At 65.5% G+C, this 13,420-nt stretch carries 13 protein-coding genes; 7 read left to right on the forward strand and 6 right to left on the reverse strand.

What is annotated here, in order from left to right; all coding sequences use genetic code 11:
- The first annotated feature begins 77 nt into the window (after positions 1-77).
- Positions 78-1,790 carry an ABC1 kinase family protein gene (locus BJ972_RS03210; RefSeq protein ID WP_164989911.1) on the forward strand — a complete coding sequence of 571 codons (1,713 nt, stop codon included), beginning with the start codon at positions 78-80 and terminating at the stop codon, positions 1,788-1,790.
- Positions 1,791-1,811: 21 nt separating this feature from the next.
- Here the strand turns inward: BJ972_RS03210 and BJ972_RS03215 are convergent, their stop codons facing one another.
- Positions 1,812-2,303 carry an FBP domain-containing protein gene (locus tag BJ972_RS03215; RefSeq protein ID WP_129174129.1) on the reverse strand — a complete coding sequence of 164 codons (492 nt, stop codon included), beginning with the start codon at positions 2,301-2,303 and terminating at the stop codon, positions 1,812-1,814.
- A gap of 321 nt (positions 2,304-2,624) precedes the next feature.
- Between BJ972_RS03215 and helR the strand changes: the two genes are divergently transcribed.
- From helR to BJ972_RS03230, 3 genes are all read left to right on the forward strand, one after another.
- Positions 2,625-4,766 carry an RNA polymerase recycling motor ATPase HelR gene (gene helR, locus BJ972_RS03220; protein ID WP_206736510.1) on the forward strand — a complete coding sequence of 714 codons (2,142 nt, stop codon included), beginning with the start codon at positions 2,625-2,627 and terminating at the stop codon, positions 4,764-4,766.
- Between the two features lie 96 nt (positions 4,767-4,862).
- Positions 4,863-5,504 (forward strand): dihydrofolate reductase family protein, encoded by a 642-nt coding sequence (locus BJ972_RS03225; RefSeq protein ID WP_129174139.1) that lies wholly within the window; start codon positions 4,863-4,865, stop codon positions 5,502-5,504.
- A 14-nt stretch (positions 5,505-5,518) separates the two neighbouring features.
- Positions 5,519-5,953, forward strand: a complete 435-nt coding sequence (locus BJ972_RS03230; RefSeq protein WP_129174141.1) for a VOC family protein — start codon at positions 5,519-5,521, stop codon at positions 5,951-5,953.
- Positions 5,954-5,966: 13 nt separating this feature from the next.
- Here the strand turns inward: BJ972_RS03230 and BJ972_RS03235 are convergent, their stop codons facing one another.
- Positions 5,967-6,587, reverse strand: a complete 621-nt coding sequence (locus BJ972_RS03235; protein ID WP_179419914.1) for a hypothetical protein — start codon at positions 6,585-6,587, stop codon at positions 5,967-5,969.
- Positions 6,588-6,681: 94 nt separating this feature from the next.
- On the opposite strand from BJ972_RS03235, the gene BJ972_RS03240 reads away from it, so the two are divergent.
- Together BJ972_RS03240 and BJ972_RS03245 are read left to right on the forward strand one after the other, a co-directional pair.
- Positions 6,682-7,086 carry a hypothetical protein gene (locus BJ972_RS03240; protein WP_129174145.1) on the forward strand — a complete coding sequence of 135 codons (405 nt, stop codon included), beginning with the start codon at positions 6,682-6,684 and terminating at the stop codon, positions 7,084-7,086.
- A 59-nt stretch (positions 7,087-7,145) separates the two neighbouring features.
- Entirely contained in the window at positions 7,146-8,243 is a 1,098-nt protein-coding gene (locus BJ972_RS03245; RefSeq protein ID WP_129174147.1) for a toll/interleukin-1 receptor domain-containing protein, read from the forward strand.
- A 1-nt stretch (position 8,244) separates the two neighbouring features.
- Here the strand turns inward: BJ972_RS03245 and BJ972_RS03250 are convergent, their stop codons facing one another.
- The gene (locus BJ972_RS03250; protein ID WP_129174149.1) at positions 8,245-8,514 is read right to left on the reverse strand and encodes a hypothetical protein; all 270 of its coding nucleotides are present in this window, start codon (positions 8,512-8,514) and stop codon (positions 8,245-8,247) included.
- A 184-nt stretch (positions 8,515-8,698) separates the two neighbouring features.
- Positions 8,699-9,193, reverse strand: coding sequence for a winged helix-turn-helix transcriptional regulator (locus BJ972_RS03255; protein ID WP_129174151.1), 495 nt, complete (start codon positions 9,191-9,193; stop codon positions 8,699-8,701).
- Between the two features lie 72 nt (positions 9,194-9,265).
- Here BJ972_RS03255 and BJ972_RS03260 point away from each other — a divergent pair, with 72 nt between their 5' ends.
- Positions 9,266-10,564 (forward strand): MFS transporter, encoded by a 1,299-nt coding sequence (locus BJ972_RS03260; RefSeq protein ID WP_129174153.1) that lies wholly within the window; start codon positions 9,266-9,268, stop codon positions 10,562-10,564.
- A gap of 39 nt (positions 10,565-10,603) precedes the next feature.
- Here BJ972_RS03260 and BJ972_RS03265 read toward each other — a convergent pair whose 3' ends face one another.
- Together BJ972_RS03265 and BJ972_RS03270 are read right to left on the reverse strand one after the other, a co-directional pair.
- Positions 10,604-10,975, reverse strand: coding sequence for a glyoxalase superfamily protein (locus BJ972_RS03265; protein WP_129174155.1), 372 nt, complete (start codon positions 10,973-10,975; stop codon positions 10,604-10,606).
- A 40-nt stretch (positions 10,976-11,015) separates the two neighbouring features.
- Positions 11,016-13,400 carry an ATP-binding cassette domain-containing protein gene (locus tag BJ972_RS03270; protein WP_129174157.1) on the reverse strand — a complete coding sequence of 795 codons (2,385 nt, stop codon included), beginning with the start codon at positions 13,398-13,400 and terminating at the stop codon, positions 11,016-11,018.
- Between the last annotated feature and the right edge of the window lie 20 nt (positions 13,401-13,420).

Consider the following 13,420-nt stretch of genomic DNA (forward strand, 5'->3'; position numbering starts at 1 on the left):
GGGCGGCCTGTCGGTGCAGAGGACTATCGTGTGCGGAGTCGGAACCCGCCGACCGGCACGTCGAATCGGAGGCCAGAGTGAGCGCACGGAGTCTGCCCGGACCGGGCCTCACGCTCGCGGAAGACCGCAGTTCGCGACCGAAAGAGCGAGCATCGCTCGGGCGGGGTCGCCGCTTCGCCGAACTCGCGAGGATCGCTCGGCGCAATGGCCTGCTGCCCTGGCGGAAACTCGACTTCACGACGGATCTCGCCACGGCCGACCTGCGTGCAGAGCAAGCGGAGGGCCTGCGCCGAGCGCTCGAGCAAGCGGGCGGCGCGTTCGTGAAGCTCGGCCAAGTTCTCTCGACGCGGTCCGATCTGCTCCCGCACGAGTACGTGACGGCGCTGTCCCATCTGCAACGCGACGTGGCACCCGCGCCGTGGGTCGATGTGCGTGCGATGCTCGAGACGGATTTCGGTGCTCCTCTCGATGAGGTGTTCCTCGACTTCGACAGCGAGCCCGTCGCGGCAGCCTCGATCGGTCAGGTCCATCGGGCGACGTTACCGAGCGGCCGAACAGTAGCCGTCAAGATCCTTCGCCCGGGAATCGCACCCGAGGTCGAGCGCGACGTCGACATCGCACTCCGATTCGTCTCGTTCATCGACCGCACGTCGGCGCAAGCACGCATGCTCGGCATTCGCCAGGTGGCCGAGCAGTACGGCGCCGACCTCGTTCGTCAGCTCGACTTCCGCCTGGAGGCACTCAATCTGACCGCCCTCCGAGCGATGCAAGCGCGGGGTGGGCGCAGCGACGACATCCGTCTTCCCGAACTCGTCGAGTCGCTCTCGAGCGAGCGCGTGCTCGTCATGGAGTTCCTCGAGGGCGACACGATCACCGCGATCAACAAGCGACCGGGCCCGGTGTCAGCAGAGGTCGCACCCGCACTGCGCTCCGTGCTGCGCTCGTTCGTGCGTCAGATCGTCTTCGACGGCATCTACCACTCCGACCTCCACCCCGGCAACATCATGATCCTGCCGGACGGCCAGCCCGCTCTCGTCGACTTCGGATCCGTGGGTCGACTCGATCTGCAGCTGCGCGAGTCGGTGCAGGAGCTGCTCATCGCCTACCTGCAATCCGACAATCAACTCATCGCCGACGGCCTGCTGACCCTCGCGCGTCTCCGTGACGGTGCCGACGAGGAGGCGTTCCGCCGAGAGCTCAGTGCGTTCGTGGCGTTCGAGTTGGGCCCGGGTGCGCGCATCAGCGTGGCCACGGTCGACGCCGCCGTCGCGATCTTCGTGCGCTACGGCATGTCGGTACCCGCCGAGCTCATCGCCGCCGGACGCGGCTTCGCGGTGCTCGAGGGGTCACTGCGTTCGACGCTTCCCGACTTCGACATCCTCGAAGAGGCCCGGGCTCTCGCCGCCGAGCAGATCCGCGATCAGATGTCTCCGCGGAGGCTCCGCGAGACACTGACCACCGAGCTCCTCGCACTGCTGCCCGGCGTCAGGCGTCTGCCGAGGCGCATCGACCGCATCGGGCACGCGCTCGAGACCGGCGATCTGAACGTCAACATTCGATTGCTCGCCGACCACCGAGACCGTCGACTGCTGCGCGGGCTCATCCGCCAGCTGTCGCTCACCGTCGTCGGCGTCGTCGCCGGCGTGTCATCCGTCGGCTATCTCACGACCCCGGAACCGGCGGGAGACGTCGCCGTCCAGCCCGCGGTCGCGGGTCTCTGGCTCGGTATCGGCGCCATCGTCGCCTTCGCGGCAGCAGGAATCGATGCGCTGCGGGGCCGCCGCCGGTGATCGACGACGGCCACCGCGTGGTCAGGCGTCGGTCGCCACGTCTCGGATGAAGTCGCGCACGTGCTCGGAGAGCACGGCGATTCGGCGGCGACGCTCGGCCTCGACGTCGAAGCCGACGTAGGCGAGCGGGGGCCGCCGACGTACGTTCGTCGAGCACTCGAAGTTGGCGCACACGAGCGTACCGATCGTGTTGCCCATGCGTCCCGCGCGGCCCGCGCGCTTGGCGATGAACATGATGACGTCGTTCGGCAGGTGGATGTCCTCGCACCATGAACATTGCGGCCGAGAGCGGACCTGTCCCGAGGCGCGACGGAGCAGCGCCCCCGTCGGGACGCCGTCGATCTCGACGACGACGTAGCCCACATCGGCGAGCTTGCGGTCGCGCCAGGCGATGAAGTCGAGGCCGTCCCAGTCGATCGAGTCGACGTCGGACGGGGGAGTGATCGACTGTCGCTCGCGGAGCGACGTGTTGATGAAGCTGGATCGAAGGTCGTCCAGGGTGAGTTTCTGCATGAGGAGAGTCCTGAGAACATGCCGACGCGCGACGAGCGGTCGGCGAGAGGTCGGAGAGAAGAGGCGTCACAACGACACGAGTGCGTGGTGACGAAGCGAGCGCTGGCGCTCGTGATCAGCGAGGAAGGGGGCTGACTCTCGGACCGGCGTGAAGGGCGCCGACAACCTCCGATCGCCCGACGGGCAACTCGAGGAGGGTGGTGGTGGTCACCCGCCGAGTCTATCGAGACGGCGGGAGGGCGCGACCGTGTGCCTGCACGTCCAGTTTAACGTCGGGGGAGGGGCTTGCCGCAAGGCCCCCACGGAGGCACAGAATTGTCGATCGTGACGACCGGAACCCGTGCCTTCGACCTCCCTGATCGGCTCAGCGCGAAGCGTGAGCCTGCTCGAATCGAAGCCGATGAGGCGCACTTCCAGGCCATCGCGGAGTGTCGGGAACAGTCGGTCTCCGAGCTCGTCGACCGGCTCGCGATCGAGCGGCGCTCGGCCGGAGGCATCGGGCAGCAGGCGATGGATCGAGACATCGAGATCCATCGCCTCACGGCACGCCTTCGCGTTCTCCGGCGATTCACCCTCGACGCCTGCCTCGGCCGGATCGTGACGGCCGACGATCCTGAGCCGCTCTACATCGGGCGATTCGGTCTGACCGACCGCGATGGGCGACGTCTGCTCATCGATTGGCGTGCTCCGGCTGCGGCGCCGTTCTTCGCGGCGACGCTCGCGCATCCGCTCGGCGTGGTCAGTCGGCGCCGCTATCGCTGGACGCGCGGACTCGTCAGCGACTACTGGGACGAGGTCTTCAGCTTCGAGGAGGCATCGGAGGCGGCGTCGCCCGACGATCAGTCGGCATTCATCGCGAGCCTCGGCCAGAGCCGGTCGCCGCGCATGCGCGATGTGCTCGGCACGATCCAGGCCGACCAGGACGCCGTCATCCGAGCGGGGTCTCGAGGGGCTCTCGTCGTCGACGGCGGACCGGGTACGGGTAAGACGGTCGTCGCGCTGCACCGGGCCGCGTACCTTCTCTACTCGGATCCGCGTCTGGACGCCCGGCGCGGGGGAGTGCTCGTCGTCGGGCCGCACCAGCCGTACCTCGCCTACGTGTCGGACGTGCTGCCGAACCTCGGCGAAGAGGGCGTTCAGACGTGCACGCTGCGCGACCTCGTCGTGGAGGGAGCAGGTGCGGTCGTCGAGGCCGACGCGGATGTCGCGAGGCTCAAGGAATCACTCAATGCGGACGACGTCATCGCGCGCGCCGTCAAGCGGTATGAACAGCCTCCGCGCGACGGCGTTCTCGTCGAGACACCGTGGGCGGACGTGTGGCTGAGTGCGAGCGACTGGGCCGTCGCCTTCGATGCCGCCGAGCCGGATGCCTCTCACAACGACGCCCGCGAGCAGGTCTGGGACGAGCTCATCGCGATCGCTGCGGAGGGGCTGGATGACGAGGTGCCGAGCGACCGCGCTCGGAGCATCATCGCGAAGAATGCCGACCTCCGCGCGGCATTCTCGCGCGCCTGGCCCCTCCTCGATCCCGCCGGAATCGTCGCCGACCTCTGGGCTGCGCCCGACTACCTCCGGGAGTGCGCGCCGGTGCTCGATGACGTCGAGCGCGGTCTCCTGTGGCGGACGCGAGGAGGGCCATGGACCGACGCCGACCTTCCGCTGCTCGATGCGGCCCGACAAAGGTTCGGCGACCCGGAAGCGGAGAAGCGTGCACATCTGCGCGCCGCGGCCCTCGCCGCGGATCAGGAGCAACGTGATCGGGTGATCGACGACTTGATCGCGGCCGACGATTCGGAGTTGCTGCTCATGTCGATGTTGCGAGGGCAGGACACGAAGAACTCCCTCGTCGACGAGGACGTGGTTCCCCGGGCGATGCCCGACCTTCTCGCCGGACCGTTCGCGCACATCGTGGTGGACGAGGCGCAGGAACTGAACGACGCCCAGTGGCAGATGCTGCTCCGACGCTGTCCGTCGCGAAGCTTCACGATCGTCGGAGATCGAGCGCAGGCGCGACACGGCTTCACCGAGACGTGGATCGAGCGACTCGAGCGTGTCGGCCTCCGCGACATCCATCTCGCGTCGCTCACCATCAACTACCGCACGCCGGAAGAGGTCATGGAGGCCGCAGAGCCCATGATCCGGGCCGAGCTGCCCGATGCGAACGTGCCGACATCGATTCGCCGGAGCGGACGACCGGTGCGCCGCGGAGTCATCGCAGAGCTCTCGGATCTCCTCGGCGAGTGGCTCGACACGCACCCCGACGGGGTCGCGTGCGTCATCGGTGACGAGACCTTCGCGGCGACCGATCGTGTGAGTTCGCTCACGCCCGAGCTCGCGAAGGGGCTCGAGTTCGATCTCGTCATCGTCGTCGATCCTGCCGCGTTCGGGGCGGGGATCGAGGGCACCGTCGACCGTTACGTCTCGATGACGCGAGCGACGGAGCAGCTCGTCATCCTCGACTAGATGCTCTCACTGCTCTGCCTTGCGATGATGCCGATTGACGACGGAACCGCCGTCTGGCAGGTTCGACCCCACGACCACACGCACCCGGAGGCCACCATGGCGGTTCGTATCGATCTCAACATCTCGCTCGACGGCGTGGCGATGCCGACAGGTCAGACCCCGGAGGACCCGATGGGGGAGGACTGGGGGCGGCTCGTCGCGGATTACGCCGCGACCAGGACTTTTCACGAGCGCGTGTTGCACGACACGTCGGGTGCGGGCACGACCGGAGTCGATGATCGCTACGCGTCGGCGTACTTCGACGATATCGGCGCGGAGATCATGGGAGCCGCGATGTTCGGCCTGCACACGTACCCGGACGATCCTGACTGGCGGGGCTGGTGGGGAGACGAGCCTCCGTTCCATGTTCCGGTGTTCGTACTGACGCACCGCGAGCGTCCGCCGCTCGAGTTCGCGAACGGGACCCGATTCGAGTTCCTCGCGACGTCGACGGCGGATGTGCTCGCGCGTGCCCATGAGGTGGCCGGCGGAGCGGACATCCGTATCGGAGGGGGAGTGAGCGTCGCGCGCGACTTCCTCGCCGCGGGGCTCGTCGATCGACTCCACGTCGGTATCGTTCCCATCGTGCTCGGACGCGGTGTGCGGCTATGGGACGACCTGCGGGAGTTCGATCTCGGATACGAGGTCACCTCCGAGGTCGCCGAGAGCGGCGTCATCCACGTGACGTTCTCGCGCTGAGGGGAGCGGCACTCATGGCTGTTCGTCGCATGGATCACGTCGGGTACGTCGTCGACGACCTCGAGTCAGCGGTCGCGTTCTTCGTCGCACTCGGTCTGGAGGTCGAGGGGCGTGCGTCGGTGAGCGGGGAGTGGGCAGACCGTCTCCTCGCGCTCGACGACGTGCAGACGGATATCGCGGTCGTGCGTACGCCGGATGGTCAGAGTCGCGTCGAGCTGTCGACCTTCCACAACCCTGCCGTGCAGCCGGGCATGCCGGACGCCCCGGTCAACGTCACGGGAATCCCGCGACTGACCTTCGTCGTGGATTCTCTCGACGAGACTCTCGAGAACCTCAACCCGCACGGCGCGCGGCTCGTCGGCGATATCGCGCGCTACGAGGATGTCTGTCGCTATTGCTACGTGCGCGGACCCGCGGGCGTCATCATCGGGATCGTCGAGGAGTTCTGAGTTCCGGTGCGCGTCACGAGCACGCTTCACCGGCGCGGGACTCGAACTCCGGGGGAGTGAGGACGGCGTCGCTGCTCGCTCGCACAGCGGGCGTGAGGACGAATCCAGGCTCGACGGCCGCGAGATCGGCTGCGCTGAAGTACGCAGAGTGGGCAGTGCCGTTCTGACCGTACGCCATGAGCTCGTAGAGGATGTCGGACCGAACTGAGCTTTCCTCGAAGGGGAGAGGGATGTCCACCGAGTCGATCACTGTCGTGGGAAGTGGCGCGAGCTCGTCACGCACGCTCGCCCACCGGCCGTCATCGGGTTTGTCATGTTCGGGAACCGGATAGGAATTGATCGCCCTCAGTGCGATCGAATCGACGGATTCCTCGCAGATGCGAATCATCACGGTGAGCGAGCCGTCGTCCTGACGGGCGATTCCGAGCGTGCCGATCACTGCTGGACCGCACGAGGTCAGCGCGACCATCAGCGCGCATGCGACAGGCGCCGCGAGGAGTGATCTGCGTTTCACGTCTTCGCCGTACGAGTTGGTCAGCGGTGGCACGTGCTCTGTGACGGAATCGTGAGGTGGAGGCGCGGCGATGAGAAGGGACGGAATTGCTTTGTTGACATAATGTGCATTATCGGACACATTAGGATCGAAAGAAGCGGGGCTGTGGTCGACTGACAAGTCAGTGCTTCGCGCATGGTCTCGATCCTAGGTTTCGGGCGAGAAATCTGATGCGGTGATCGTCGAGCGTCATCTGCGGAAGCTCGCTCGCCCGATGGCCGTAAAACGCAGCAGAACGGTTGTCGGACACACCGGTGCTCGGTACCGCCCAATCATTCAGGTGCCCGCCAAGAACGGCGGAGTTCGCTCCGGGGTGTTCGTGAGGCGGTACTGGGAGCAAGTCGCTGTGCCCGAGCAGATTGAATGGCGCACGGTCGACGTCATTGACTCAATTACAGGCGCGATCGACACCGAATTTTGCGAAATCGAGGTGCCCGCGCACATCCGGACGATCCGACGTCGTTCGATCGGCTCCTACACGGGTGGATCCGGGTTCCTCATCGTCAACGACGGCCGTGTGACAGGTGGAGACATCGTGCGGCTTCTCGCCAGCTCGCGCGATTGGACCCTTGCGGCGTAGTCGATCTGTAACCAGTTAAGGGACGAGTGAGACGCGACGATCGTCGGTACCGTCGAAAGATGAGCGAAGACGCCGAACTTGAAGTTCAGGGATTCATTAGTTACAACCGAGCGGATAACGCCGGGTTTGCCAATGTCGTAGACCAGATCAAAACTGACCTCGAGCAGCGTTTTCATGCGTCGACGGGCAGACGGCTAAAGATCTTCTTGGATAGGGAGTCCATCGGCTGGGGTGCAGACTGGCGCGCGAGTATTTCAGGGAGCGTCAAGGGCGCCACGTTCTTCATCCCTATCGTTTCGCAGCGATACTTCGAAAGTCCTGCCTGTAAGGAAGAGCTGCTCCTGTTCCATGAGAACGCGAAGAACCTTGGCGTAACGCGCCTCATCCTTCCAATCGTTCTCACGGGCGCTGAGCGGATATCGCCTGAAGACGATCGCGAGGAAGTGCAGATCGTTGAGCAGCTGAACTACAAGAACGTCGAACCTGCCTGGCTCGCCGGTTATGACTCCGCCGAGTGGCGGCGTGCCATCTACGAGATGGTGAAGCATCTTGAGGAAGCTCTCCAGCTTGCAGAAACTCACCTCGCTGAACAGGAATCTGCGATAGCTACTGTCGTCGGACTCGGCGAACCTGATGATGATGATGTCGTTGTAGCTGATTCTCTTGAGCTGTCGAAGGATATCGAACGTCTGACTGAACTCACCGGTCAGATACCGGGCGTGATGACCGACTTCACATCGGCGGCTACTGCAGCTGCGAACGGAATTGAGGGTAAGACGCTCACAACCACCCAGAAGCAAGCAGCTGCGGTACGCCTAGCTCACGATCTCAAAACTCCTGCGCTAAATCTTGAGCAGCTGGGGCGAGAGTTCGAGGCGACGGCGGTTTCGACTGATGCTCGACTTCGAGCCGTCGCTGAGGAGCTCCGTTCGTTGAATCTCGCTTCTGCCGAAGACCAACTTGAGCGAACTCTCGCTGAGCTCCGCAGTATCGAGGGGCTGCGTGCGGTCGTCAGCCAATTCGAGGAACCCATCCAACAGCTTCGGTATGTCGCGACTGCGAACGTCAGCATTAGAAAGAGCGTGCAGCCAGCGATCAATGGTTTCCAGGCAATCTCGAGCGCCATCTCGACGATAGATAGCTGGAAGACGGTCTAACTCACGCAACGTTGATCTGTTCATCTTGTGGGGCGACCGCGATAAAGGACGAGCTGAAGGTCACGCGCCGTGTTGCCTTCAGAATGAATAGGTCTCCCCCGGCAGATAGCGCCGTTACCTCCACTGTCTCCACTCGGAAGCGGCGAAGGTCGTGCTCGATCAGTCGGCGGGCCTGGGTGGTGACGCGGACGTCTCGGACGTCGTAGACGCCGAACTGCCATTGCTTCCACTTCGGTCTCGTCGAGATGGTGAGCACGACCTCCGCGCTCATGTGGTGCTGCTCCCCCAGTTGGTCACGATGTCGAGTTCGTGGATGAGGTTGCGTCGGGTGTTGTCTCGTTCGATGGCGTCGAAGAGCATGCGGTCGAGCGCGGGTCCGTTGTGCCCTGTGCAGGCAATACCGCGCGCGGCCGCAAGTGCGCAGTCGATGAGCGTGCGCAGCCGTTACGCCCCGCTTAGAGCAATGTTCCCGCCGGCTGGAGCCGATCGCGCGCATGCTTCCATGGCTTGACCCAGGTCATCTGCCCGGCGCTCAGCGCGGCGCCGCACGAGCTGCACGTTTCACCGGACGTCGTCTCGTCACCGCACGTCTCGTGAATGAGCGCCATGTGTGCGCCGCCCGCGGGCATGACCGTATGACGCTCGCCCCAGACGGCGAGCTGCTGAAGCACCGGCAAGAGCTCAGCCGCTGCGTCCGTCGCTGCATAGCCCTGACGAGTCCGTGGTCCGTCGGCGTAGTCGACGCGTACGAGCAGTCCGGCTTCGACCATGGTCTGCAGTCGACGACTGAGAACGGGCTCCGAGATGCCGAGGTTGTCTCTGAGCACATCGAAGCGTCCCCGGCCGTGGAGCACATCACGGATGATGAGGAGCACCCAAGGGTCGCCGAGCACGTCGAGAGATCGACGAATGGGGCAGAACTCCCCCGACCAGTCAGATCGCAGCGGCATGGGGCCCTTTCCTTCGATCGGTCATTCGGGCTAGGCTCGCACCCACTCTAACTTCGTTGAAGAAAGTTATCAATGATCCCCTCGCCTCAGCGCCCGCCATCCTCACCGCGTCGCGTGCATCCTGCGTGGTGGGTGGCCGCCGCAGCCTTCCTCGCCCTGCTCGCCGCCGCGGGATTTCGAGCCGCACCCGGCGCCCTGCTGGTTCCCCTGCACGAGGAGTTCGGGTGGTCGACGAGCGTGATGTCGTTCGCGGTCAGCATCAACCTCGTGCTCTACGGACTCACCGCGCCCTTCGCCGCGGCACTCATGGACCGCTTCGGCGTGCGGCAGATCGTCGCGACGGCTCTCATCCTCATCGCACTCGGCGCCGGCGGAAGCGTGTTCATGACCGCCTCATGGCAGCTCCTCGTCTTCTGGGGTGTGCTCATCGGGCTCGGCACCGGCTCGATGGCCCTCGTCTTCGCCGCGACGATCGCCAATCGTTGGTTCGTTCGTCGGCGGGGCCTCGTGATGGGCGTGCTGACCGCCGGATCGGCTACCGGTCAGCTGATCTTCCTCCCGCCGGTGGCGTCGATCGCCGAGACGGAAGGATGGCGACCGGCATCCCTCATCGTCGCGGTCGCGGCCCTCGCGGCCGTGCCCATCGTCTGGCTCGTGCTGCGTGACTACCCCGAGGATCGCGGAGCACTCCCCTACGGTGCTGATCCGGAAACGTATGCGGCTCCCCCTCGGGCGACGGGCGGAGCGACCCGCCGCGCCTGGGAAGGACTGACGTTCGCGGTCAAGCACCGCTCGTTCTGGGCGCTCGCGATCGCCTTCGCGATCTGCGGCGCCACCACCAACGGCCTCATCGGCATCCATTTCATTCCCTCGGCGCATGACCACGGCATGGCGACGACAGCCGCAGCGGGATTGCTCGCCGTCGTGGGCGTCTTCGACATCGCCGGAACGATCGCGTCGGGATGGCTGACGGACAAGTTCGACCCACGGAAGATCCTCGTCGCCTACTACGTCTTTCGCGGCGTCGGGCTGCTCGCGCTGCCCTGGCTGCTCTCCGACTCGATCCACCCGAGCATGGTCGTGTTCGTCGTCATCTACGGCCTCGACTGGGTCGCCACCGTTCCTCCGACGGCGGCGCTCTGCCGAGAGATATTCGGTGACCGCGGCACGATCGTCTTCGGCTGGGTATTCGCCGCCCACCAGTTGGGTGCTGCTGCAGCGGCGCTCGGAGCGGGAGTCATCCGCGATGTGTTCGGCGAGTACACCTACGCCTGGTGGGGCGGGGCTGCAATGTGCGTGATCGCCGCGGCGCTCTCGATCGAGATCCGCCGCCCGCGCGAGGTCGCGTCGTCGTCACGGATGAAGGCCTGACACGACACACAGTCGGCTGGGCGAACCACGTGAGCGTCGCTACCTCGATTCGCAGAAGCGAAGCTCGTTACCGAACGGGTCAATGATGCTCATCGTCGGACCGACGGGCGCGTCTGCGTCGATACCCGGTCGCAGGTGCCCGCCCGCAGCCTTCGACACGAACGAGTGATACGCCGTCAGACGCCGGAGGGGGATCCAGACGACGGAGCCGGGCGTACCATCGCCGTGGTGCTCGCTCAGCCCCAGCGTGGTCTTGCCGAGTCGCACGCCGAGAAAGACCGGCATTCGCGCACCGAATCGGTGCGTGAACTCGACGGTGAAGCCCAAGACATCGACATAGAACGATCTGGCACGCTCTGCATCGACGACCCGCAGGATTGGCATGGCCGAACCGGCCGCGAACGAAGTCATGTGCGCTCCTTCGTATCGTGAGGTGGTTGAGGGTCGACGGTCACTCCCCCACGTAGGCTGCCAGGTGCTCCCCCGTGAGCGTCGAACGCGCGGCGACGAGATCGGCGGGAGTGCCCTCGAAGACGAGGCGGCCGCCGTCGTGACCGGCGCCCGGGCCGAGGTCGATGATCCAGTCGGCGTGTGCCATGACGGCCTGGTGGTGCTCGATCACGATGACGGATTTGCCCGAGTCGACGAGACGATCGAGCAGCCCGAGGAGGTTCTCGACATCGGCGAGGTGCAGCCCGGTGGTCGGTTCGTCGAGGACGTAGATCTCGCCCTTCTCGGCCATGTGCGTCGCGAGCTTCAGGCGCTGCCGTTCTCCCCCGGACAGCGTCGTCAAGGGCTGGCCGATCGTTAGGTACGCGAGCCCGACGTCGACGAGTCGAGCCAGGATGGCGTGCGCCGCGGGAATGCAAGCGTCACCTGAGGCGAAGAACTGCTCCGCCTCCCCCACCGACATCGTCAGGACGTCGTCGATGTTGCGGCCGCCGAGCGTGTACTCGAGCACGGAGGCCTGGAAACGCTTTCCCTCGCACACTTCACATGTTGCGGCGACGCCGGCCATGATGCCGAGGTCGGTGTACACGACGCCCGCACCGTTGCAGTTCGGGCACGCTCCCTCCGAGTTCGCGCTGAACAGCGCCGGCTTCACCCCATTGGCCTTCGCGAACGCCTTCCTGATCGGTTCGAGGAGCCCGGTATAGGTCGCCGGGTTGGAACGACGGGATCCGCGGATCGCCCCCTGGTCGATCGAGACGACGCCGGCGTCGTCGGGCAGCGAGCCGTGGATGAGCGAGCTCTTGCCCGAACCGGCGACTCCGGTGATCGCGACGAGCACTCCGAGCGGTACGTCGACATCGACATCCCTCAGGTTGTTCGCGTGCGCACCGCGAATCTCGAGCGCACCGGTCGCCTCTCGCACAGTGCTCTTGAGCGTCGCGCGGTCGTCGAGGTGTCGCCCCGTGAGGGTGTCACTCGCTCGTAACTCGTCGACGGTGCCCTCGAAGCAGATCGTGCCACCCGACGATCCGGCACCGGGCCCGAGGTCGATCACGTGATCGGCGATCGCGATCGTCTCGGGCTTGTGCTCAACGACGAGCACAGTGTTGCCCTTGTCGCGGAGGCGCAGGAGGAGTTCGTTCATGCGCTGGATATCGTGGGGGTGGAGCCCGACCGTGGGCTCGTCGAAGACGTACGTCACGTCGGTGAGCGACGAACCCAGATGACGGATCATCTTCGTGCGTTGCGCCTCGCCGCCTGAGAGCGTGCCCGACGGCCGGTCGAGCGAGAGGTAGCCGAGGCCGATCTTCACGAAGGAATCGAGCGTCGCCTGCAGCGTCTCGAGAAGCGGCGCCACCGAGGGTTCGTCGAGGGCGCGCACCCACTCGGCGAGGTCGCTGATCTGCATCGCGCATGCATCGGCGATGTTCATTCCCCCGATCTTCGACGACCGCGCGCCGGCGCTCAGGCGCGTGCCGTTGCATTCCGGGCACGCCGTGAATGTCACCGCCCGGTCGACGAACGCACGGATGTGCGGCTGCATCGCCTCTTTGTCTTTCGACAGGAACGACTTCTGGATCTTCGGGATGAGGCCCTCGTACGTCATGTTGATCGACTGGAACGTGACCTTGACGGGCTCCTTGTAGAGGAAGTCGTGCAGCTCGACGTCGGTGTAGTCGCGGATCGGCTTCGCCGGGTCGAGGAATCCGGATTCGCTGAAGATCCTCACGAGCCAGCCGTCGACGTTGTAGCCGGGAATCGTGAGTGCGCCGTCGGCGAGCGACTTGCTCGCGTCATACAACTGGTCGAGAGCGATGTCGTTGACGGTTCCCATGCCTTCGCAGCGCGGACACATGCCGCCCGTGATGGTGAAGTCGCGCCGTTCGGCCTTACTGCTCGTGCCCTTCTCGACCGTGAGCGCGCCAGCGCCGTGCGCCGACGCGACGTTGAACGAGAACGCCTGCGGCGAACCGATGTGCGGCTCCCCCAACCGGCTGAAGAGGATGCGGAGCAGAGCGTTGGCATCGGTCGCCGTGCCGAGCGTCGAGCGGGAGTTGGCGCCCATGCGCTCCTGGTCGACGATGATGGCCGTCGTGAGCCCGTCGAGCACATCGACGTCGGGCCGGGCCAGCGTCGGCATGAAGCCCTGAACGAACGCGCTGTAGGTCTCGTTGATCATGCGCTGCGACTCGGCGGCGATGGTGCCGAACACGAGCGAGCTCTTGCCCGAGCCCGAGACTCCCGTGAACACGGTCAGCCGACGTTTCGGCAGCTCGACGCTGATGTCCTTCAGGTTGTTCTCGCGTGCGCCGCGCACGCGGATGCGGTCGTGGCTGTCGGCATCGTGGCGCCCGTGCGCCGCCGGGCTCGCTGCAGTGCTCATCGTGGTGCTCCTCGTCCTCG

Source organism: Agromyces atrinae (genome assembly GCF_013407835.1).
Taxonomy (GTDB): domain Bacteria; phylum Actinomycetota; class Actinomycetes; order Actinomycetales; family Microbacteriaceae; genus Agromyces; species Agromyces atrinae.